The sequence below is a fragment of the Clostridium tunisiense TJ genome, from assembly GCF_000300195.1.
Classification (GTDB): Bacteria; Bacillota; Clostridia; order Clostridiales; family Clostridiaceae; genus Clostridium_J; species Clostridium_J tunisiense.
On record NZ_AMQH01000005.1, the window covers coordinates 339,478 to 362,728 of the forward strand.

The following is a 23,251-nucleotide window of genomic DNA, read 5'->3' on the forward strand; positions in this document are numbered from 1 at the left end:
GTATTAAGTTAATAAATATTCAGTTTGAGATAGCCGTTTTTAAAAGTAATGAAAAAGTTAATTTCTTAGTACTTTTGATAATAGGTTTAATTTTGTTAAAAGATATATTGTCTGCAAAGTATTCTATCTAGAAGGACAATAAAATCAATTTTTGAAAACATTTTTGACTTACTTTAGCCCCAATATTCTGGTTTTTCTTGATGATCTGCACGAATGGCTTTACGAAGTATTGTAAGAGTAATTTTATTATTATTTCTATCAATAGAGCAAGGATAGGTGGAACCACAATCCTTACAGACTAAATACTCTTTTTCATTGATCTGTTCTCTATTATCAAATAAGTAGGGAGTTTCTTTTGTTTCTTTAATATCAGAAACCATATCAGGTGGATTTACCTCATAAGTATACACATAAGTAGCCTCGCGTTTCATTTCAAAATGGTTAGAATTACATTTTGGACATACTAAGGATTTATCTATATTTAAATTCATGAATATAACTTCCTTTCTTATATAACTGTAGTTTTATTATTTCTTAAGTTAAAAGGTTATATTCAGTAAGGGCTAATATATAGAGTGAAATAAAGTATCTTACTGTTATATTGAGGAGATATAAGATTTTTTATTTTTCACACACTATAAATAACTAGATTAGAAGGTTATAATTTAAAATATAATATAGGTAATAGAAATGAATAAATAACCATCGTAGAGTTTGATAGGAGGGCATCCATGGAAAATTTAAGTTTTAAAGAGCTTAATCAAAAAATATCTAAAAAGCTTTTGACCTCAAGATACTTAAGGGTTAGCAATATCTCGAAGGCATTAGTTGGAGAGTTTTTAAAAAGTAATTCATATATAGAAAATTTAGTAACCATGGCGGAAGAAAAGGATTTTAGCTGTAGAAGAACTCTTTTACTTTGTGAAGAGTTAATGAAAAATATATTAGAATTTAATAAATCGAAAAATATATATAAAGATGAAGAGGAAGTTACTTTAGATATAAATTTTCAAGTAGAAGATAATCAAAACAAGTGGTTGAATTATTTATATAATTATTCGCTGAAGAAAGCTTTTCCAGAAGCAGTATCAATTAAATTAAATTCCTTATATGATGCTCTGTGCGAAGTATACCTAAAAGTTTTAAGAGTTGTATCTGAGGTACAAAAGAATACAGAAGATAGCACTTGGCAGAGTTTGTATCCTATAAAGTTTTTAGCAGAGGGAGAAATCAGAGGACTTGAAAGTGATGAGGAATATGTAAAGTTTCTTAAAGCTTTTAAAAGGGACTATATCTATGAAACTATGAAGCTAAACGGAGAAGTATTTGGGTACAATACACTAGATCATATTTGTGGAGTTCACCATTTATCTTTATACATTGGACGACAGGCGAAACTTAAAAATCTTCCGGTAGACTTAGGCAGGGTTTCAGGAGCAGCAGCAGGTCATGATATAGGAAAGTATGGTTGTAAGGGGGAGGAACTTAAGAGAGTTCCACATCTTCATTACTATTACACAGATCAATGGTTTAAAAAACATAACATTAATTATATAAGGAATGTAGCAATAAATCACTCAACTTGGGATTTAGAACTTGAAAATCTTTCGCTGGAGAATCTTATCTTAATTTATTCAGATTTCAGAGTGAAAAATATCCAAACAGACAAAGGGGTAAAGATGCATATATTTTCCCTTGCTGATTCCTTTAAAGTAATTTTAGATAAGTTAGAAAATCTGGATGATAAGAAAGAGAAAAGATATAGAAGAGTTTATGCAAAGCTTAAGGATTTTGAGGATTATTTAGTAAGTATTGGAGTTGATACCACTCTTGAGGAAAATCAAAACCTGACCCTTATTGATAAACCTATTTACTCCTTAATGCAGGGAAAGGAAGTAGTTCAGAATTTAAGATACCTTTCAATTAACCATAATATTAAGCTTATGCATGCTCTTCGTGATGAGTATTCTATTGAGGAAATTTTTGAGCAAGCAAGAAGTGAAGAACATTGGAAGAACTTAAGACAATATATAAGAGTCTTTGAAGAGTACTCTACATATTTAACACAAAAACAAAAGATACAAACTATACGATTTTTGTATGACAATCTTACTCATCCAGAAGATGATATAAGACGACATTGTGCAGAGCTTATAGGAATTTTAATTGGGATTTTTGATGAGGATTACAATAAGGAAATTCCCAAAAATGTAATTCTTGAAAAGTCTGAGATAAATAGTGGTGAATTGTTTAAAGAATATTTAGATTTATTGCTTTATCCAAGTTATAAAATAATCGCAAGTCACAGAAGTTGGATAGGCTACAGCACGAGAATTATGGTAAATTCACTATTTAAAAACTGCAGAAAAAACTTTATAGCTACTTATAGAAGCATATTGATGGATTACTATAGTGCTACAGGAAACTTAAGCAATGAAACCCAGTTATTTCTATTAGAAACAGCAAAGTACATTCCAGTGGAACCTGACGCGGAAAACCTAGAACTTTTATTTAATTATATAATTTCTATGGCTAAAAAAAGGAATACTACCTTAAGATTAGCAGCTCTTGAGGTTATGAGTGAGGTTTTAGAGAAATCAAACTCAAATAATGAACTTAGAGAAATGACAGTAGAATATCTTTCTATGTCAAATAATAGAAGTAAAATTCCAACAGAGAATTTGCTGAAGTTAAAGTTAGCAACTCAGCTTAATATGAGGGAAAAGATTATCATCTTTGAAAGATACTGTGACCTTGATAACGTTAGAATTCCTGAAATATTTTTAAGTAATTTAAAATCTGCTACAGATTGGATTAAAAAGAAAAACCAAATTGAGTTACTTTTAGAATACACTCTTAAAAACATAGGAATTACAGGACTTCATACAGCTATTCATTTTTGTAATTTAATAAAGGTAAGTGCAGTAGAAACTGTAAGAAAAAGGGCTGGTTTTGCTATACTTAGAATTATGCCTCACCTAACTTTACCAGAAAGAAATGAAGTAGCAGTAGAACTTTTAAGAGCCTTAGAAATAGATGAGCACAGGTTTACTGAGTATATTCCACCCTTGTTAGGAGAAGTTCTTCTATGGTTAGAACCAAAAGAATTAAATGAGATCATTGATGATTTTAAATATAAAATAAAATCCTCAGAGGAAAATATTAAGCCTCTAATTCTTAAAACTATTGGAACTTGTGTAGCAGGCTATGGAAAATACCAGAATAGATTTATGGAAAAGAAGGAAGCAAGTCATAAACGTCTTATAAATATGATAGGAATATTATTAAATGGTCTAGGTGACTATAAAATTAGAGTTAAGCAAGCGGCTATAAGTAGTTTAGGTAAGGATATCTTTGGCGCAAAAACTTTGTCTTTGGAAGAAAAATACAATATTTTCAGGCTTGTTGGTAAGAAGATACTTACCTTAATTACAGATGATGAAAGAGACAGAATTATTTTTCTAACTAATTCTGCTGCTTTAAATCATATATATAGATTTATATCAGATTATAGTTTCTTCAAAGGAGAAATAGATATACCGATATCATCAAAAATAGCCTTTTTTCCAGGTACCTTTGACCCATTTTCTATAAGTCACAAAACTATTGCAAAGGCTATAAGAGATAAGGGCTTTGAAGTTTATTTAGCAGTGGATGAGTTTTCCTGGTCTAAGAAAACCTTACCTAATTTGCTGAGAAAGGTTTTAATAAATATGTCTGTTGCAGATGAACTAGATATATTTATTTATCCAGAAATATTTCAAACTAATATTTCTAATTCAGAGGATTTAAAAAGATTAAAAGAAAATTTTAGTCATTCAGAAGTATATTTTGTAGCTGGTAGTGATGTAGTACTAAATGCTTCATGTTACAGAAGGGAGCATAGTGAAAACTCTATTCATAGTTTTCCACATATAATTTTTGAGAGAGGAAAAAGTAAGCATTTAGAGGAGGCTAAAAAGAAAATACAGGGGGAAGTAATGGTTTTAAATCTTCCACCAAGCTATGCAACCATTAGTTCAAGCCAAATACGAGATTATATTGATAGGAATAGAGATATATCTAGTTTAATAGATCCATTAGTCCAGCAATACATCTACGAAAATGGATTTTATCAAAGGGAGCCTATGGAAAAATTAGCTTTAACCTCTTCTAATATCGATATTGAGTTTGCAGAAGAACTTACAGAGGGATTAATTAAAATCATAGGCAATTCTTCTAAAGATAAGGAACTAGTCTCTCAGTTTTTAAAAGAGCATTCCCAAAAAACTGCTTCAAAATTAGTGATTATAAAAAATGTTGAAACTCATCAGGTCTTAGGATTTTCTGCACTACATTGGGTTAGATCTAATAATCTTTATAATGAAGTATTGTGCGAAAAGGTATCCAGATATGTTCGTGAAAGTGGTACAGGAAGACTTATTCTTATTGATGCTATTTATGTAAATAATAAAGACAAAAATAAAGCTTTAGAGGAAATATTAATTACAGAAACCTTAGCTTACGCTATAGCAAAGGATTATGAATATGCACTTTTTAAGCCTAAAGCTGAGGAGTTTTATTCTCTTTCTACCCTAGAAAGTATGAAACTCTGTGGATTTAAGGAATTAGAAACTATTGAGGAAACTATACCAGTTCTAGGGGTGAATATGAGCAATCCATGTGTACTTAACTTAGATATAGACAATGTATTAAAAGAACCCTTTAGGAGTAGTGGAAGAGTAAAATCAGTTATTGCTTCAACTAGAAAGAGGTTGCAAGAAACTTTAACGCAAGTATATCCTGGTGAACTTATACTACCCTTTGACACTCACGTACTGCATGAAAAGATGATTAAAAAAGTTTGCAAGGAAAATAGAGTACCAACTAAATTAAGTAATAATAAGGAATATGGAGCTGCTATGTGCGTGCCTTATGGAGATATGCTAGATAGATATGTGGTACCTAATACAGTAACAAAGGCTTTGCACACAGAAAAATATTATAGTCCTGATATGAAAAGCTTTTTTATAGGAGAGTCTCCATATTATTTAAATCTAGAAAATCAAATGAAAATGATAAGATCCTTTAACAGACCAGTAATACTTGTAGATAATATTCTTCATAAGGGATATAGAATGAAAGCACTTGATCCCCTTTTAAAGAAAGAAGGAGTTCAGGTTCAGAAAATCATTGCAGGAGTTTTGTCTGGAAGAGGAAAGGATTTAATGGATATGCAGAATAGGGAAGTAGATGCAGTATATTTTATTCCAAAGCTAAAGGTTTGGTTTAATGAAAATTCAATGTATCCATTTATTGGAGGAGATGCCTTGTGGAGAGGGAGTTATCCAAGAAGAAATTTAATTCCTTCTGTTACTTCAATTATGCCCTATACTTATCCAATTTTTATAAGAAATGCAAATAAGAAAAGTATTTATGAGCTTTCAAAGGTTTGCATAGAAAATTCTATTGAAATATTGAGAGCTTTAGAAAACGAATATCATCTTTTATATACTCGTAATTTAACCTTAAGTTCACTAGGAGAAGTGCTGACCATTCCTCGCCGCCCTGATATAGGAAGGGATATGTATTATGATTTAAGTATGTATCCATCTCATTATCTTCAAAATGATTTAGAACAATTAAGCAGAATGGAAAGCATGTTTTAAGAAAGGGGTATAATATGTTTTATTATAAATACAAAGATAAATTAATGATTTCAAATAGAAGCTATGAAGAATATAGGAACTATAATTCCCTAAATAATAATATAAGTGATTATGAAAATAAAAAAGAAGAGCTTTATTTTCATCTAGGAGAGAATCCCTTTAAGGATTTTCTTCCAATATCAGAAGCTGAAGCACAAAAGTATAAGGGGAAAATATTTGCAATAAATGTGCTTAGCGCTAGATTTTCAAGGCGAAGTTTTATTATAACTAATGAAGAACAGCTATTCATAAAAGAAGAAAATTTAAATTTACTTAAAAAACCTATAAAATACGGAAACTGTAAGGAGCATAAAGGTGAAGAAAAAAATTTGTTGAACCATCAATGGATAGTAGAAGCTATTGAAGAAAGAAGAGTCATCTCTTTAAATATTGCTTACCACAGCTGGCCAGAAGTAATAGATTATGAAGAACCTAAAAAGTGGAGAATAAATGTTGTAGGATTGGGGGATGTGGGCGGAATTCTTTTAACAGGACTTAAACTTTTAGGCCATGAAAGAATTTCTCATTTAGGACTTTATGATAGAGATGAAAATAAGATAAAACGCTGGAAATTAGAATTAGGGCAAGTTTTATCTCCAGATATGATGGAAAGAGATATAAATATGGTAAGCCTTAAGGAACAGGAAGTTTTTAATTGTGATATGTTTGTATTTTGTGTATCAGTTGGAGTTCCAGAGGTAGGCAAAGAAGGAGAAGATGTAAGACTTGTACAATTTAAAGGGAATTCCAAAATTCTAGGTTCCTATGCTAAAATGGCAAGAGAAAGCGGATTTAAAGGAGTTTTTGCAGTGGTTTCAGACCCGGTTGATTTATTGTGCAAAGTTGCATATGAAGAAAGCAATAAGAATGAAATGGGAAATATGGATTTTGAAGGATTAGCACCAGAACAAATTAGAGGATATGGACTAGGAGTTATGAATGGGAGAGCCTGTTATTATGCTATGGAAAATGAGGAAACAGAAATGTATCCCTTAGAAGGAAGAGCGTTTGGGCCTCATGGAGAAGGTCTAATAATAGCAAATAGCATTGAAAATTATAATGAAAAACTTTCAGAAGAACTTACTGAAAAGACTAAAACAGCTAATCTAGAAGTCCGAAGTGCAGGCTTTAAACCCTATATTGCACCAGCTTTGTCCTCTGGAAGTCTATCATTATTAAGTACAATAAATTCTCAGTGGCATTATAGTGCTACCTTTATTGGAGGTACTTTTATGGGGTGTAGAAATAAACTTATAGATGGATGTACAGAACTAGAAACTTTAAAGCTTCCACAGGAGCTTTTTCAGAGGCTTCAGCATACTTATGAATTACTAGACATTCTTTATAATAGGTAAAAAATTATGAAGGAGGAAAAACTTATAACATTAAACCCAAATTGTCCATGTACAAGGAAATGTCCTCGTCATGGCAATTGCGAAGAGTGCAGAGAAAACCATGAAAATAAGAAATCACCAACTTGGTGTATGAGAAAAGTCAAAAAGAAAGCAAAAGAAAATTAAGTGTGATAACTAAAAAAATTATGCTCTAGTAGTTGACCCTTGAAAGAATTTAAGTTAAAGGAGGCAGGTATGGAGGAGTTATTTGTAATATTACCTAATACACCCATAAGCGATACCTTAGAAAATATGATGAGAGCGGCTATAGAAGGTAGGAAATATGTTTTGGTAAATGATGCACAAAATATCCCTAATTTGAGAAATAAAAAACTATTATTTATATCTCAGGTTAATGAGCTTGGTACGGACTTGTTTATGCTAAATTTTCTTTCTAAGATTATGGAAAAAAGCAAGGAATGCTTTAGTGGATCTATGGGTGCAGTTTTAGTACATAGCGAAACAGAACATGGTACTAAAAGAACAGCACAGGATATTATTTTTATTGCTAATGGGTTAGGCTGTAGTTTCATTGGCCATCCATTAGTTGAAGCTATAAGCTCTTTGAAGAACTTTCTTACTTGGCAAAAAAATCTAGATTTATCCTTAGAAGAAATATGCCTAAAAAATTGTAGAGAACTGATAAAGAGATTATTAGAAGGCAAATTTGTTACTTTAGAAAATCCTAAAATATTAGCATTATACTCAAGTCCACACAAAACTTCAAATACCTTAGATTTATGGCATATGGTATCTAGGCACCTTGAGAACTATGAGGTGAAGGAATTACTTATCGAAGCAGGTGAAGTAAAGGATTGTCATGGGTGTGCCTATAAGCTTTGTAACCATTACGGGAAAAATAATAGGTGTTTTTATGGAGGTATAATGGCAGAAGAAGTACTTCCAGCAATTGAAAAATATGATGCTATAGTATGGCTATGTCCTAATTATAATGATGCAGTAGCTGCAAACTTAACTGCAGTAATAAATAGGCTAACCGTATTATATAGGCAAATGTCTTTTCATGAAAAAAGCATTTTTGCAATAATAGTTTCAGGAAATTCAGGCAGCGATTCTATAGCTAAACAACTAATTGGAGCTTTAAATATTAATAAAGGATTTAGATTACCCCCATACTTTTCACTGATGGCTATAGCAAACGACCCAAAATCTATATTCAAAGTGGAAGGAATAGAAGAGCAAAGTAGATTGTTTGCAGAGAACATGACAATAGAAATAAAGTGTTAAATAAAGCTTTCGGTAAAGGCAACTACCGAAAGCTTTTAAATTAATCTAAAGTTTATTTAAAAGGAGATTTGCAACTATAAATATTATTATGTAAATAAAGCAGTAATAAGTTTCCAGAGAGTTTATTTGTAAATTAAAACCTAATTATATAATTTGTAAACATAAAGACAAATTAATAAAAATTATAAGGATATATTACAAAAAAATATTATGTTTTGTAACTTTATATATAAACTTTTTGTATAAATGAACGAATTATAAAAGTACACAATAATTAGTTTAATTTGAAAAGTCACTTAAGAACTAAAAGGTGGAAAATATAACTTATTATATTATATTATTTTATTATTTTATTGTTTTTACAAATAAACAGATAAAAATTAATACTAATATACAATAACTTTACCTGGGAAATAATTCAGAAAATTTTATTTATGGTTAATATTTCTTGTTTTGAATAAGTGATGAATTCATTGTTGGGAAAAATAGAACAGGCAACCTTTAATAATTAAATAAATTAAATTATATTATTTACAAAAAACTACACAAATAAAATAAAAAATATGTAATAAATTGAAAACATATGGTACAATATGGAGGAAAAAGTTAAAAATTGAGATTTGGGAGGAAGAAAAATTGAAAAAGAAAATGAGGATGAATATTAGAACAAAGCTGATGTTCAGTTTTATGGCAATATGCTTAATACCGCTAATTGCTTTGGGAGGTGCAACTTATGTTAGAGCACAACAAATAATTAGTAAGAAGCTAGAAGTTACTAGTTCACAAACCTTACTAGAGGTTAATAGAGGGCTTAGTAACTATTTTAATGCTATGTCAAACCAAGTAACAACTCTTGCAGGTAACTTTGACTTTGTTAATGTTGATGATAATCCAACATATATTGATTTTGCAAAATCTTTACTAAAAGATGTCCAAGGTAGTAGTGAGGATATTTCAAATATGTATTTTGGAACAGAATCAGGGAAATTTGAAATCTACCCAGAAGCAGATATGGGGAAGGACTATGATCATAAAACTAGAGATTGGTACACTTTAGCTGTAGCTAAAAAAGGTGAAGTTGTTATCACAAACCCATTTAAAAGTGCATCTACTGGAAAAACTGTGGTAGCTGTTGCAAAGGCTATTATGAAAGATGAAAAAATTATTGGTGTAGTTGCTATGAATGTGAATTTAGAAAAGCTTTCAAGTTCTTTGGCAGAAATAAGGGTAGGAGATAGTGGATATGTTTTTGTAGCTGATAGTAATGGAAAGATGGTAGCTCATAAAGATTCCACTTTAATTGGAGGAGATTCCCCAACTACTATAGCTATATGGGAAAAAGCTAAAGCTAATACTAGAGGTTTTGGAAAATACGAATTTCAAGGACATAAAAAGTTTGCCTCTTATGATACTAATGAAGCAACAGGGTGGAAGTTAATTGCTCCTATGGATGAAATGGAACTTATAAAAGATACCAATAGTATAAGGGATATGATAGCTTTAACTGTATTACTTGTTCTTGCAGTATCTATAGTAGTTTCATATATTATAAGCCAAGCAATGTCTTCTAATATTAATAAAGTAAGAAAAGCATTTGGTAAAGCATCAAGTGGAGATTTAACTGTGTCAGTACATATTAAATCTAAGGATGAGATACAAGCCTTAGGTGAAGAGTTTAACTCAATGATGGTAAATATATCCGGTTCCTTAAAAAGTGTAGATGCTTCATCAAAGGTAGTTTTAGATACTGCAACGAATTTAGCTGCAATGGCTGAAGAGACCACGGCATCCATAACTCAAGTTTCACAAGCAGTAGATGAGATTTCTTCAGGAGCTACTAAACAAGCTCATAGCTCTCTTGAAGCAGTTACTAGTATGGAAGAGTTTTCACAGAGACTCGAAAGAGTTACTGAATCAGCACAGGAAATGGGGAATATTTCTAAAAATACTCAGCAGTTAAGTTCTAGCGGATTAAACATGGTAAAAGAGCTTACAGAAAAATCTATGGAAACTAAAACATCTACTACAGAAGTAAGTGAAATAGTTGAAGATGTAAATAACAGTATGACACAAATTAATGCTATATCAGATACTATAGCTCAAATAACTGAACAAACTAATCTTTTATCATTAAATGCATCTATTGAAGCTGCTAGAGCCGGTGAATCAGGTAGAGGTTTTGCAGTAGTAGCTGATGAAATAAGAAAGCTTGCAGAGCAATCTAAAAATTCTACAGAGGAAATAAGAAGGATCGTAGAGGCTATTCAAAGCAAATCACAAAAGGCAGTTAAGGCAATTAATGAAACTGAAAACACTGTTTTAGAGCAAGTAAATGTAGTGAATAAAACTGAAGAAATATTTAATGATATTATAAATGGAATTTTTATATTAACGGATAGGGTGGAGGAAATAAAAATATCTACTCTAGAAATCAATGATAAAAAGGACTCTATATTACAAGAAATTGAAAGTGTTTCTGCAATATCTGAAGAAACAGCTTCGGCTACTGAAGAGGTTGCTGCTTCCACTGAAGAGGTAAGTGCATCTATGGCTGAATTTACAAATTATGCGGAAGAGTTACAAGGGCTTTCTCAAAAGTTAGAAGATGAAGTAGGTAAATTTAAACTTTCATAATTGAATTATTAATATAAGCTAAAAGCTAGTAGGGAGCAAAAATCCTTGCTAGCTTTTAAATTTTTATAAAAAACTTTAAAGGTCAAAGTACAGTAACTAGTATGCTAAAGTAATTAAATAACGAAATAAACATTAAAGTATATAGAAACAAACTATAAAGTTAATAATTGCTTCAGTGTATAAAATGGTTTAAGTTCTGTGAAAAAAAATGCTATAAGGTTACTAATCACTAATAATATGTAGAATTTCCAATAGTTTCAGTATAAATTAAATCGCAAATTGGCACGAAGATTATAGTGAAATGACAATAAGTAAGTGGAAGTAGTTAAAGCAGCAGTAAGTTTTTGAGTTTGATTTAATACTTGAGAGGAAATGAAATTATATTATTAAGGGGTAAAAGGAGAGTAGCGATGAGAACGATACAAGAAGCATCAAGACATTCTATATATAATAAAAAGAAGGTTGAAAAAAGTTCGGTATGTGGGTGTTATTATTGTTTGAAAATATTTAACCCAAAGGAAATTAGCTCGTGGATGGATGAGGGAAGAACTGCTAAATGCCCTCAGTGTGATATGGATAGTGTTTTAGGAGATGTATCTGGTTATGAAATAAATGCTCAGACCTTGCAAATACTAAAAGAATATTGGTTTGAAGACTAATAAAAAGAGGATAATAGAAGGGAAATATATAGTATTTATGTTATCAAAGAGTATATTAATTTTTGATATATATTAATTAGGTTTATTAAGATTATATGATTAAAAAATTGAATAAATTGCAGGAATTAAAACTGATTTTTCAATTTTAAAAAAGATTTATTAAGAATAAAATTATAGCCACAAAAACAGTATAAAAAGGTTATTTAAACCACTATGGGTTATTGTGGGCTAAATATGAAATGGATGGAAAAGGGTTGTTTTGGTACAAGCCTCATGTTATCATGTACACATCAGCAAGGAACTGAAGAAATAAAGGCTTCCAATTCTCAAATGGAGTAGTAATAATTCCATGGAAGTAAAAGCAAAATAAAAAATAAGGAGTTGTTGATTAATGATAACAAATAAAATACTAGCTTTAATTTTATCACTTTGTACAATAGGGGGAGCTACTGCAGGAACTGTTGCAAATAACAGCCAATTTATTAAATTCCCATTAGATTCAATTGTACAAAAAATAAGTCAGGGCAAAGTAAATGATGGACAAGTTATCGAAGTTCCAATAAATAATCCGACAGAAGGACAAGCACCTTCTACAGAAACGCCAAAAGCAGAGGTGCCTGAAAATGTGGTAACTAAGCCAGAGACACCAAAAACTGAGACTCCAGGAACGGGAACTACAAAGCCTGAAGCACCAAAAGTAGAAACACCAAAAACAGAGGCACCAAAGGTGGAGAAACCAGTTACTAACCCAAGTACAACTACTCCAAGTGGAGTACCAACAAATCCAAATAATAAGAGCTTTAAATATCTAGATGCGGTAGAAAAAGAAATTCTAACTTATGTGAATCAGGAAAGAACTAAGGCTGGACTTAAGCCACTAGCTTGGGAAGAAAACATGAGACCGATTGCTAGATATAAATCTAATAACATGCTTCAATATAACTATTTTGAACACAACACACCATCTCTAAATAATGCTAGCCCAATGGACTTAGCAACTAAATACTTCAAATATAACACTAATGGATATGGTGAGAATATATTCTACAGTCAAGGTTACCCAGAAGCTACAACTACAGCTAAATACTTAGTTGATCAATGGATGAACTCTCCAGGGCACAGAGCAAATATCTTAAGTGCAAACTGGACAAAAATGGGTGCAGGAGTAGCATTCAGCAGCCAAGGTAACTATGTTTATGCAACACAACACTTTTCAACAAAGTAGTGAAAAGTTGATTAAATAACCTTGTTGATTATGGGTGGATGTAGGTAATTTAAATTATCTACATTCTTTTTGTTATGTAGGAAATTCAACTTCAGTTTTTTTATTGAGGTTTTACTAATTTCAAGGTATATAAACATATGTTTTTCAAAAAAAATAAGTGTCTGTTTATTCATTTTTTTAGTACAAGTTCTATATATATAAGGTATGAGGTTTTTGGGGGGATAATATATGTGGAATTTTATACTTTTAATAGCAGTAAACATAGGGCTTATTTTGTTTTTTTGTCACATGTTTTCTAATAGTGTGGAAAATTTAGGGGAAAGATTAAACTTAGGAGATGGGGTTGTAGGAAGCCTTTTGTCTGCAGTTGGGACAGCCCTTCCAGAGACTATGATACCTATCATTGCAGTATTAAGTAATAAACCATCGGGAAATGGGATAAGTACAGGTGCCATTTTAGGAGCTCCCTTTATGTTATCAACCTTAGGTTTTTTAGTTACAGGACTTGCAGTGTTTTTTTACTCTTTTATTAACAAAAGAACTATAAAAATAAATGCGGATAAAGAAATATTTTCAAGAGATTTTTCTTTTTTTATAGTTGCCTATTTAGCGACAATCTTAATTTCAATTACAAAAAATAGATCAATTTTTTATTCTGGAGCTATGTTTTTGATACTATTATATTTTATTTACATAGTAAAGACTCTTAAACATCAAGGAGTTAAGGAGGCAGGGACTCCTACACTTATGTTAGGTAGATTTATCAGAAATAACGGGATTATAGCAATTATACTTCAATTGATACTATCTCTTATAGGTATAGTATTAGCTAGTGAAGAGTTTGTGGATAATATTAACAGAATATCAAGCACTTTGGGGATAGCTTCCTTTATTTTATCCATGATAATATCACCAATAGTAACGGAATTGCCAGAGAAGTTTAATTCTATAATGTGGATAAGAAGTAGAAAAGACAATTTAGCTCTTGGAAATATTACTGGGGCAATGGTGTTTCAAAGTACTATACCAGTTGCTTTTGGTCTTGCAGCAACGAATTGGACTCTAAATATTACTTCTCTTTTTATAATGACTCTTACTCTAATTTCAGCTTTGATACAAAATCTATACTTGGAGATGAAAGAAACTATTAGTCCTTTTATGCTTATGTTAAGTGGATTACTATATGGTATTTTTATTTATTTTATTATTGTACCTTAGAACAATTTTAGCTTGTTTATTATTTAATAATTCCCTCCTGAAGAGCTAGGAGGGAATTTGTTTTTCTTCGTAATTTAGGTTATAACCTCATAATACTAAGTTATGCTTTGATTTCAATATCTTCCTCAAGCCTTACATAGCAGCTGCTTTTATACATGAATTTTAGGTGCTGAATATTTTCTTCTAATTCTATTAAAGAAAGTTTCTCTGTAAAAAGGACTATATCTTTATCGTAACTTAAGACTTTTTTAATCCAAGATTTTTCCTCTAAGGCTTTTACAAGGGTGCCTTTGTAATTATAATTATATGGAGAAAGTCTCACATAATACTTTGAAGCTACATGTTGGATAGTTACTGTAGAGTCTAATCTTTTAGATAAAAGATTATCATGTTTATAGGTTTCCCCTAGGATATCTATGACATCACATATTATTGCATTTGCAGTAGGATTTTTACCGGCTCCTTCCCCTACAAATTGAAGCTCTCCCACAATGTTTCCAGTTACAGATATAAGGTTACAAGCATTTTTAATTTTGGAGAGTGATGAGTCGTTTTTCATTAAAACAGGTTCTACAGAAGCTGATACTCTATTATTAGAATTAATAGCCTTTCCTAAGAGTTTAACTGTGCAATCCATTGTTTTAAATATAGACATATCAAAAGAGGTTACATAATCTATTCCTCGACAAGTAATCATTTCCTCTGATACTTGTTTTTTAAAGGCTATGGATGAAAGTATTGCAAGCTTTCTTCTCACGTCATAGCCTTTTATATCATCACTAGGATCTGTCTCTGCGTAGCCTAACTGTTGTGCCAAAGTTAAAGCCCCTTCAAAGGTTAAGTCATTATCATTCATTTGTGTTAAGATGAAATTACTTGTACCATTGAGAATTCCTTTCACTTCTTTCATTTCATTAAAGGCAGAGTGGTGTTTTAAAGGTTTAATAATTGGAATTCCACCACCTACACTAGCTTCGAAGAAAAATCCTTTATGATTTTTTTCAGCTAAGGCTAATAAGCTTTTAAGATGCTTTGCTACCACAGCTTTATTTGCTGTGACTACATGTTTACCTCTTTCTAAGCTTTCTACTAAAAAAGTATAGGCTGGGTTAAAACCACTGATAGCTTCAATTATAATGTCTATTTGAGGGTTATTTACAACCTCTCGAAAGTTATCAGTAAAAAGTTCTTTAGGAACTTTAGAATTTCTTTTTTTACTTAAATCTTTTATTAAAATTTTACTAATAACAACCTCTTCATCGGTATGATTTTTAAGAGCCTTGTAATTTGTAATTAATTCATAAACTCCAGAACCAACAGTTCCAAAGCCTAGTAGACCAATATTTATCATAAAAAAACTCCTTTCTATTATAGTTTGCTAATGACCTTAAGCCAATTTTTAAAAAATAGCAGAGAATCCTCCATCCAGCTATAGTAGGGAAGAAGATTGCTTGAATAGTTTTTAGGAAATACAGGGTCTAAGCCTTTGGAAATATCCCTTTTATATTCTTTTACTAGGGTTTTCGGTTGGTATTCCCAATGACCAGTTAAAAAGATTTGTTTATAATCTAAGGAGGCTATACAGTGAGCTCCAGTTTCTTTAGAAGAAATTAGAACTTGAAGCCTTTCAATATTTTCTATACAATAACTATCTGTTAAAAAGTATCTTGAATGGGGAATCCATAGATTTTTTTTAAAGTCCTTTAATAATAAGTTCTGCTTCCTTTCAACATAACTGGGATAAACCCCAAAAATTTTTTTGCTTACTAACTTTTTAGGTAAATCATAATGATAGTATAGACCAGCAATAGATGCCCAGCATATGTGAATAGTAGATTTAACCTTAGTCTTTGAAAATTCCATTATGTCTTTTAGTTCAGCCCAATAATCTATATCTGTGAAGTCGATTTTTTCTAAAGGGGCACCAGTTATAATTAATCCATCATAGCTGAGATGTTTAATGTGAGAAAAAGTGCTATAAACATTACATAAATAATCTATAGATGTATTCTTAGTCTTATGAGTTTCAGGGTATAAAAAGGTTACCTCAACAAAAAAGTATGGGCTATCTAAAAGTTTTAATATTTGTAACTCTGTCTCTATTTTATTAGGCATGAGATTTAAAATAGCTATTTTCAAAGTGTTTCTAGGATGTTTTTTTAAATCCTTCTTATATAACAAGCTTATATTTTCTTTTGTTAGTGATTCACACGAAAGCAAAGTATTATCCAGTATAATTGGCACTATATTTCCTCCTTAAGGGAATCTAAGCCTTGAACAAAGTCATTTATTATATCTTCAATGTGCTCAATACCAACAGACACTCTTATTAAATCACCATGCACTCCTGAAGCAGCAAGTTCCTCATCACTTAGTTGCCTATGGGTAGTGCTGGCAGGATGAATTACAGAGGTTCGAACATCACCAAGATGTACCACCAAGGAGGCTAGTTTTAGGTTTTCAATAAGTTTCTTTGCAGCAGCTCTTCCTCCCTCTACACCAAAGGTAACAATACCACTTCCACCTAAGGGAAGATATTTTTCTGAAAGCTCAAAGCTTGGATGCCCCTCTAATTTTGGATAGTTCACCCAACTAACCTTAGGGTGAGTAGATAAAAACTTTGAAAGATTTAGAGCATTGCTACTGTGTCTTTCCATTCTAAGAGTAAGAGAGTCTAAGCCTAAATTTAACAAAAAACCATTAAAAGGACTTAATGCAGGTCCTAAGTCACGAAGAAGATGAACTCTTGCCTTAGTTATATAAGCTAGATTTTTAAATTCTTTTATATAGGAAAGCCCATGATAGCTTGGATCTGGCTCGGTAAGTTCTGGGAACTTACCATTGCACCAATTGAAATTTCCTCCATCTACAATTACTCCGCCAATACTAGTGCCATGGCCATCAATATATTTTGTCGCTGAATGAACAATGATGTTTGCACCATGCTCAAAGGGATTACAAAGAACAGGAGTTGGAAAGGTGTTATCAACTATTAATGGGATTCCTAAAGTCTTTGAGATATAGGAAAACTTTTCAAAATCTAATAACTTTAAACTAGGATTACTAATAGTTTCAGCAAAAATAGCCTTGGTATTTTCTTTAGCATAAGATAAAATTTCGCTTGCTGGCAGGTCTGGATTTACAAAGGATACCTCAACTCCAAATTTTTTTAGGGAAGAAGAGAATAGGGTAAAGGTTCCGCCGTAAAGAGTGGAAGCAGCTAATATATTGTCACCTGAACTGCAAATATTAAGGATAGATAGCAAGGTAGCAGACTGACCTGAAGCTGTTGCTAAAGCACCAACGCCTTTTTCTAGTGCAGCAACCTTTGATTCAAAGGCTTCTACTGTTGGATTACTGATTCTTGAATACATATGACCAGAAGTTTTCAAATCAAAAAGTTCTGCCAAATGATCTGGATTATCATATTTATAAGTTGTACTTTGAACTATAGCAGGTATTCTTGGTTCACCAACCTTTGGGTTATACCCTCCTTGAACACATATAGTTTCTTTTCTCCATGAATTAATCATTTATAAATCCTCCTTTAATAATAATTTTTTATACTCGTAAAAGAGTTAAATGGAAGCAACACCAAGCGATAGATTGCAATTAAATTACTTCCACTTTGAGTAGCTTAAGGCATCTTCAAAATAAGAAAAACTTTTATCTTGAAGGCCATAAAAATAAAAAAACCACTTCTTAAACATAAGAAGTGGTTTTAATTTACAAAAAATCCTTAAAACACAGTTCTTATCTCTCAGCCTTTAGGCTGCAGGAATTAGCACATTTCCATATAAGTTAAATATATGGTTGTTGCCGGGTTTCATAGGGCCAGTCCCTCCACCACTCTAAATAAGAATGACTATATTAAATTTTAATGGTAGTTAAATTATGATATTTTTAGTGATTTGTGAAACATAGCTATTTTCAAAAATCAAAAAGTATTATTTTACTATACCAATCGCAATGATCCAAAGAAGTTCAATTGATTTAATAAGGTATTTTTTCCTTTTGATTAACAAATACCACTCAAAGAAAAAATAAACATATTAACAAATTTAAGAGATGAGTATTATTGAATAAAATAAAAAACCTTCTCAACGTAGTTAAGAAGGTTTATATTTTTAAAAATATAAGCAAAGTCCCTCTTATCGTTGTTAGCTGAACCACCTTACTTTTGTAGGTTGGTATAGGGTCAACGAGCTAACTCTCTACCCTAACTCATAATAAGTACTTAATTTTATTTATTATTATAAGAATATCATGGTAAATAATTCATGTCAATACTAATTTTGTGATTGTATTGAAAAGTATTACGGAGCTACAGGTGGTACAAAAGTCCTTGTAGCAAGTTCTGCATCTAAAGTATAAAGAGCGTGAGGATCATTTTCGATTCTTTGAAGCTTTTTAATTATATTGCCAACTGTAGACATTTCTTCCACTTGCTCATCAATAAACCACTTTAAAAAGCTGATAGTTGCATGTTCCCTTTCTTCTGTAGCAATATCCATTAGATTATAGATTCTATCGGTTACAGACTTCTCATGTTCTAAGGTCACATTGAAAGAATCTAAGATTGAGTCATACTCGTTTCTAGGTTCACCAATAGCTTCAAAATTGATTCTTCCATCCATTTCTTTTATAAAATTGAAAAATTTCATAGCATGGAATTTTTCTTCCTCTGCCTGAACTGTAAAAAAGTTAGTAAATCCGTCTAAATCTTGAGATGCACAGTAGCCTGCTAGAGCTAAGTAAACATGAGATGAATAAAATTCATAGTTCATTTGTTTGTTAAGTTCGTTGAATAATCTTTCACTTATCATTATGTAATCCTCCTATATATTTAATTAATTTATAATTTATATATGTAGAAATAACTCAATTATTTTACAAAGCAAGTTATCTCTTTTAAAGTAAAGTAGAAAAAAATAAAAGTTTTAGGTTTTGTGTAAGTTTTATAGGTTAACATTTATAATTTTTAACTATAGTATATACATTAAAATCACATATAAACAAAATAATAAATAGTTCAGTATTTTATAATACGTAGTCTTATCTAGTGAAAACTTACCTTATGCATTGCTAAAAGTACTAGAAAAAATTAAATAAGTTTATGAAGATTTTAAGTATTAATTTTGGATTCTCTACAATAAAGAAAATATATAAATGTAAAGTTATTTTAGTCTTGTGATTATCATAAATTGACTTATTATAGTTATATATCACATAACTACAATATAGTATTTACTATATGATACCATATAATTAAATTTTTTCAAGTAATAGCTATTATTGTTTACTTATTGTTATTTCCTATATAAAAAATCAGAATTAACAAGAGCGATATCTTATTAATCCTGATTTTAAATATAAGAGTGAAATTGCTAGTCAACTTTATGTTGTAAAATTTTATCTTTTATAAAAATGTGTTATATAGTAGAAGAAGTTCGAGAAATTCTTCTTATCAATTGTTTGCCAAGAGCCACTGAAATAATTGCTTTTACAGCATCTCCAGGAATAAACGGTATACAAGCCATCTTTAAGGCCCCATAAAAGGTTATGCTTTTTCCCATATAAGAAGTAAAGATAAAGTAAAAATAAGGTACTCCAATGATATACATTAATAAACTGCCTACTATTACAGCAATAATAAGATTACTATAAGATTTATGTTTTTCAGTTATTTTACCCACAATATAGGCTACTAATATAAAGGATAATAAGAAACCAAAGGTTGGATGAAATATTGAATCGAAGCCACCACTTCCTCCAGAGAAAATAGGTAGTCCAATTAATCCAAGAAGTACATATGTAATTTGAGATAAGGCACCAACTTTACTTCCTAAGATAATTCCAGATAGTATAACCATAAGGCTTTGCAAGGTTATAGGTACAGGTCCTATTGGGATAGAAATGTAAGAACTAACTGCAGTTAATGCAGCAAATAATCCAGCTAAAATTAAATCACGAGTTGAGAGTTTCATTTAAATACCTTCTTTCAATAATTATTCTTGTAATAAATAAACTAAAAATCATAGTAATAAAAATATATAATGGCAAAAGCACACTGAAATTATATATTTAAAACCAAGGAAAGGTTTTAAGTAACAATAAGATTAATATCATTGTAAACTTAGTTAATACAATAAGTTTACAATGATATTAGCATAGGTGATAAAAAAAGTCAAAGGTTATAAAATTTATTTAATAGAGGCAGTGTTGTACTATAAAAGTATAGATAATAAGATCTATTTTAGAGGTAATAGCCTTATTAAGGGCATATATGAAAAAAATACTAACAAAAAAGTACAAAATTCGACTAAAATCCTATTAATATATAATTTCTTCTTACGATAAATATATAAAGCAAATTACTTTTGGTTTACAGGTAATTAGTTCTTATATATGATAGAAAACTTTCTAAGGGGGAAGTAAAGATGAAAAAGGAAAAAAATAATAGTAAGCTTGGTGTTAAATCCGTTCGCGTCAAGCTTATTAGTAGCTTTTTAGCTATTTGCTTAATTCCATTAATTGCGCTTGGTATTTTTACCTATGCTCAATCCTACTCTATTCTAAGTAAAAAGTTGGAGGTAACCAGTGCACAAACATTGGGAGAAATTGATCGAGGCTTATCAAATTATTTTTCAGCTATGTCTAATCCATTAGATATTTTAGCAATTAACTATAATTTTACTAACTATAATACTGCACCAGACTCGGATAAGTATATTAATCTTTTTCTAGAAGATACTCAAATTTCAGATTCTAATATCACCACCGTATTTTATGGAACTGAAACTGGAAATCTTTTTCTTTATCCAAAAGCTGAATTACCAGCTGGATTTGATGCAAGAACAACTGATTGGTATAAAGCATCTGCTAGTAAAAAGGATGAAGTTACCATAAGCCCACCTTATTTAGACAAAGCTACAAAGACTTATATAGTAACCTTATCTAAAGCTGTGGAAGTTGAGGGTAAAATAGTTGGAGTAGTTGGTATGGATATTTCGCTTCAAAAGTTATCAGAAGGTTTAGCAGCTATGAAAGTTGGGGATCAAGGGTACGTAGCTGTAAGTGATGATAAGGGGATTATGATATCACATCCTAAAAAAGAATACATTGGAACAGATATAATGAAAAAACAGAGTTTTTGGGGTGAAATGGAAGCAAATCCAAGTGGGTTTGCAAGGTATGAACTTGACGGGGTAAGAAAATTTGCGGTTTACAAGACTAGTGAGTTTACAGGATGGAAAATGGTTGCTACCCTAAGTGAGAGTGAACTTTCAGCAGATACAAATAAAATTTTATTTGCAATTACTATTGCTGTATTAATAGTAGGTGTTCTAGTAATAGTATTATCAGTATTTTTAAGTAATGGTATAGCTGGAAATGTGAAAAAGATACAAGCAGTAATTGAAAAGGCATCTAGTGGAGATTTAACTGTAAGTGTAGATATTAAATCAAAAGATGAATTTAATATTCTAGGAAAAGCTTTTAACAAAATGATAGAAAATATATCGTCTCTTATGAAGAATGTAGGAACCTCTTCAAAAGATGTATTAGAAACAGCAAGTAACTTAGCAGCTATGTCAGAACAAACTACAGCAGCGGTTCATCAGGTAGCTCAAGCTATGGATGAAATAACTATAGGGGCAACAAAACAAGCTGAAAGCACACTTCAGGGTGCAACGGATATGGAGGATTTATCTACCAAACTTGATATAATATCTGAATCTACAAAAAACATGGGACAAATATCTTCAGATACCGAAAAGTTAAGTAGTACTGGACTTACTATGGTTGAGGAGCTAATGGATATATCAAGTGGAACAAAAACTTCTGCTTTAGAGGTAGGGAAGTTAGTAAATGATGTTAATAATAGTATGGTAGAAATAACGGCTATATCTGATGTTATATCTGGAATTACAGAACAAACAAATTTACTATCCTTAAATGCATCCATAGAAGCTGCAAGAGCGGGAGAGTCTGGAAGAGGTTTTGCTGTAGTGGCAGATGAGATAAGGAAGCTAGCAGAGCAGTCTAAAAATTCTACTGAAGAGATAAAACACATAATTAACGAAATCCAACATAAATCTATAGCTGCTGTTAAAGCTATGAATGAAAATGAAATTGCAGTTAATAATCAAACAGAAGTAGTAAATAAGACTAAGGAAATATTTGATAATATTATTAATGGCATTTTTGCACTAACAGATAAGGTTGGGGAAGTTCAGAAATTTATAGAGGACATACAAGATAAGAAAGAAAATGTAGTTGGTCAAATAGAAAACATTTCTTCTATATCGGAGGAAACTGCCTCGGCAACTGAAGAGGTTTCAGCTTCAACAGAGGAAATCACAGCTACGATGAATGACTTTACTCAATATGCTCAGGACTTACAAGAATTATCAGAGAAACTAGAACAAGAAATCAATAATTTTAAAATTTAATAAAAATAACCATGAGACTTGTCTCATGGTTATTTTTATTAAATTAATGAAGGATATACAAACTTATCCTAGCGTATCAATATTTAAAATAATAAGGAATTCATAGGTATTTAAAGAAATCTATGAATCGAGGAAACTGCCTCGGCAACTGAAGAGGTTTCAGCTTCAACAGAGGAAATCACAGCTACGATGAATGACTTTACTCAATATGCTCAGGACTTACAAGAATTATCAGAGAAACTAGAACAAGAAATCAATAATTTTAAAATTTAATAAAAATAACCATGAGACTTGTCTCATGGTTATTTTTATTAAATTAATGAAGGATATACAAACTTATCCTAGCGTATCAATATTTAAAATAATAAGGAATTCATAGGTATTTAAAGAAATCTATGAATAACATCTCGTAATATGGGTACAATGAGGAATGGGATAAAATATTGCTGATATAATAACACTTGTCGCTGAGAGGCGGCAAAGTAATTGTCCTGAACTTTGGAATAAATAATTAGTTTAAAAAAAACTTAATTAATTGTTGACAATAGTTTGGAATGATGATAAGATAGTGAAAGTCATCACTTAACAAGTTTAAAGTGATGAAGTGATAAAGTGGTCTTTGAAAATTAAACAGAGAAAAAGGTAAAACCAGTTAATTCCGAATCAGAAATGATTCTTAGTGAACGATAAGTTCACAAAATGACTTTAACAAGTCAGCGATAAATAGAGCATA

The 23,251-nt window shown here is 30.9% G+C and carries 15 protein-coding genes and 1 riboswitch; of the genes, 9 read left to right on the forward strand and 6 right to left on the reverse strand.

Annotated elements, in window-relative coordinates:
- Nucleotides 1-173 precede the first annotated feature (173 nt).
- Nucleotides 174-491, reverse strand: coding sequence for a hypothetical protein (locus tag C661_RS0105345; protein WP_017414282.1), 318 nt, complete (start codon nt 489-491; stop codon nt 174-176).
- Between the two features lie 240 nt (nt 492-731).
- Here C661_RS0105345 and C661_RS0105350 point away from each other — a divergent pair, with 240 nt between their 5' ends.
- The 8 genes from C661_RS0105350 (at nt 732) to C661_RS0105385 (ending at nt 14,065) form a co-directional block, all read left to right on the forward strand.
- A complete protein-coding gene (locus C661_RS0105350) occupies nt 732-5,648 on the forward strand; it encodes a nucleotidyl transferase family protein (protein ID WP_017414283.1) in 4,917 nt (1,638 codons plus the stop codon).
- 14 nt (nt 5,649-5,662) lie between these two features.
- Entirely contained in the window at nt 5,663-7,042 is a 1,380-nt protein-coding gene (locus C661_RS0105355) for a lactate/malate family dehydrogenase (RefSeq protein WP_017414284.1), read from the forward strand.
- Nucleotides 7,043-7,048: 6 nt separating this feature from the next.
- Complete coding sequence (locus C661_RS23910) at nt 7,049-7,207, forward strand: hypothetical protein (protein ID WP_192812648.1); 159 nt, start codon at nt 7,049-7,051, stop codon at nt 7,205-7,207.
- Between the two features lie 69 nt (nt 7,208-7,276).
- Nucleotides 7,277-8,329, forward strand: a complete 1,053-nt coding sequence (locus C661_RS0105360; RefSeq protein WP_017414285.1) for a flavodoxin family protein — start codon at nt 7,277-7,279, stop codon at nt 8,327-8,329.
- Between the two features lie 636 nt (nt 8,330-8,965).
- Nucleotides 8,966-10,963, forward strand: coding sequence for a methyl-accepting chemotaxis protein (locus tag C661_RS0105365; protein ID WP_017414286.1), 1,998 nt, complete (start codon nt 8,966-8,968; stop codon nt 10,961-10,963).
- A 410-nt stretch (nt 10,964-11,373) separates the two neighbouring features.
- The gene (locus C661_RS0105370) at nt 11,374-11,622 is read left to right on the forward strand and encodes a hypothetical protein (protein ID WP_017414287.1); all 249 of its coding nucleotides are present in this window, start codon (nt 11,374-11,376) and stop codon (nt 11,620-11,622) included.
- Between the two features lie 391 nt (nt 11,623-12,013).
- Nucleotides 12,014-12,847, forward strand: a complete 834-nt coding sequence (locus C661_RS22650; protein WP_017414289.1) for a CAP domain-containing protein — start codon at nt 12,014-12,016, stop codon at nt 12,845-12,847.
- A 228-nt stretch (nt 12,848-13,075) separates the two neighbouring features.
- Nucleotides 13,076-14,065 (forward strand): sodium:calcium antiporter, encoded by a 990-nt coding sequence (locus C661_RS0105385; protein ID WP_017414290.1) that lies wholly within the window; start codon nt 13,076-13,078, stop codon nt 14,063-14,065.
- Between the two features lie 100 nt (nt 14,066-14,165).
- On the opposite strand, the gene C661_RS0105390 is transcribed toward C661_RS0105385, so the two are convergent.
- From C661_RS0105390 to C661_RS0105410, 5 genes are all read right to left on the reverse strand, one after another.
- Nucleotides 14,166-15,416 (reverse strand): homoserine dehydrogenase, encoded by a 1,251-nt coding sequence (locus C661_RS0105390; protein ID WP_017414291.1) that lies wholly within the window; start codon nt 15,414-15,416, stop codon nt 14,166-14,168.
- 17 nt (nt 15,417-15,433) lie between these two features.
- The gene (locus C661_RS0105395) at nt 15,434-16,309 is read right to left on the reverse strand and encodes a homoserine O-succinyltransferase (RefSeq protein ID WP_017414292.1); all 876 of its coding nucleotides are present in this window, start codon (nt 16,307-16,309) and stop codon (nt 15,434-15,436) included.
- Nucleotides 16,309-17,598 carry an O-acetylhomoserine aminocarboxypropyltransferase/cysteine synthase family protein gene (locus C661_RS0105400; RefSeq protein ID WP_017414293.1) on the reverse strand — a complete coding sequence of 430 codons (1,290 nt, stop codon included), beginning with the start codon at nt 17,596-17,598 and terminating at the stop codon, nt 16,309-16,311. Before C661_RS0105400 ends, C661_RS0105395 begins: the two co-directional genes overlap by 1 nt.
- Before the next feature lie 217 nt (nt 17,599-17,815).
- A riboswitch (SAM riboswitch) is annotated at nt 17,816-17,927 on the reverse strand.
- A 454-nt stretch (nt 17,928-18,381) separates the two neighbouring features.
- On the reverse strand, nt 18,382-18,891 hold the full coding sequence (locus C661_RS0105405) for a ferritin (RefSeq protein WP_017414294.1): 510 nt from the start codon (nt 18,889-18,891) through the stop codon (nt 18,382-18,384).
- Between the two features lie 606 nt (nt 18,892-19,497).
- A complete protein-coding gene (locus C661_RS0105410) occupies nt 19,498-20,052 on the reverse strand; it encodes a biotin transporter BioY (RefSeq protein ID WP_017414295.1) in 555 nt (184 codons plus the stop codon).
- A 453-nt stretch (nt 20,053-20,505) separates the two neighbouring features.
- Here C661_RS0105410 and C661_RS0105415 point away from each other — a divergent pair, with 453 nt between their 5' ends.
- Nucleotides 20,506-22,518 (forward strand): methyl-accepting chemotaxis protein, encoded by a 2,013-nt coding sequence (locus C661_RS0105415; RefSeq protein WP_017414296.1) that lies wholly within the window; start codon nt 20,506-20,508, stop codon nt 22,516-22,518.
- Nucleotides 22,519-23,251 lie beyond the last annotated feature (733 nt).

Coding starts and splice junctions, on each gene's coding strand:
- C661_RS0105345 (WP_017414282.1), bottom strand. CDS start 491: ATGAATTTAAATATAGATAAATCCTTAGTATGTCCAAAATGTAATTCT.
- C661_RS0105350 (WP_017414283.1), top strand. CDS start 732: ATGGAAAATTTAAGTTTTAAAGAGCTTAATCAAAAAATATCTAAAAAG.
- C661_RS0105355 (WP_017414284.1), top strand. CDS start 5,663: ATGTTTTATTATAAATACAAAGATAAATTAATGATTTCAAATAGAAGC.
- C661_RS23910 (WP_192812648.1), top strand. CDS start 7,049: ATGAAGGAGGAAAAACTTATAACATTAAACCCAAATTGTCCATGTACA.
- C661_RS0105360 (WP_017414285.1), top strand. CDS start 7,277: ATGGAGGAGTTATTTGTAATATTACCTAATACACCCATAAGCGATACC.
- C661_RS0105370 (WP_017414287.1), top strand. CDS start 11,374: ATGAGAACGATACAAGAAGCATCAAGACATTCTATATATAATAAAAAG.
- C661_RS22650 (WP_017414289.1), top strand. CDS start 12,014: ATGATAACAAATAAAATACTAGCTTTAATTTTATCACTTTGTACAATA.
- C661_RS0105385 (WP_017414290.1), top strand. CDS start 13,076: ATGTGGAATTTTATACTTTTAATAGCAGTAAACATAGGGCTTATTTTG.
- C661_RS0105390 (WP_017414291.1), bottom strand. CDS start 15,416: ATGATAAATATTGGTCTACTAGGCTTTGGAACTGTTGGTTCTGGAGTT.
- C661_RS0105400 (WP_017414293.1), bottom strand. CDS start 17,598: ATGATTAATTCATGGAGAAAAGAAACTATATGTGTTCAAGGAGGGTAT.
- C661_RS0105405 (WP_017414294.1), bottom strand. CDS start 18,891: ATGATAAGTGAAAGATTATTCAACGAACTTAACAAACAAATGAACTAT.
- C661_RS0105410 (WP_017414295.1), bottom strand. CDS start 20,052: ATGAAACTCTCAACTCGTGATTTAATTTTAGCTGGATTATTTGCTGCA.
- C661_RS0105415 (WP_017414296.1), top strand. CDS start 20,506: ATGAAAAAGGAAAAAAATAATAGTAAGCTTGGTGTTAAATCCGTTCGC.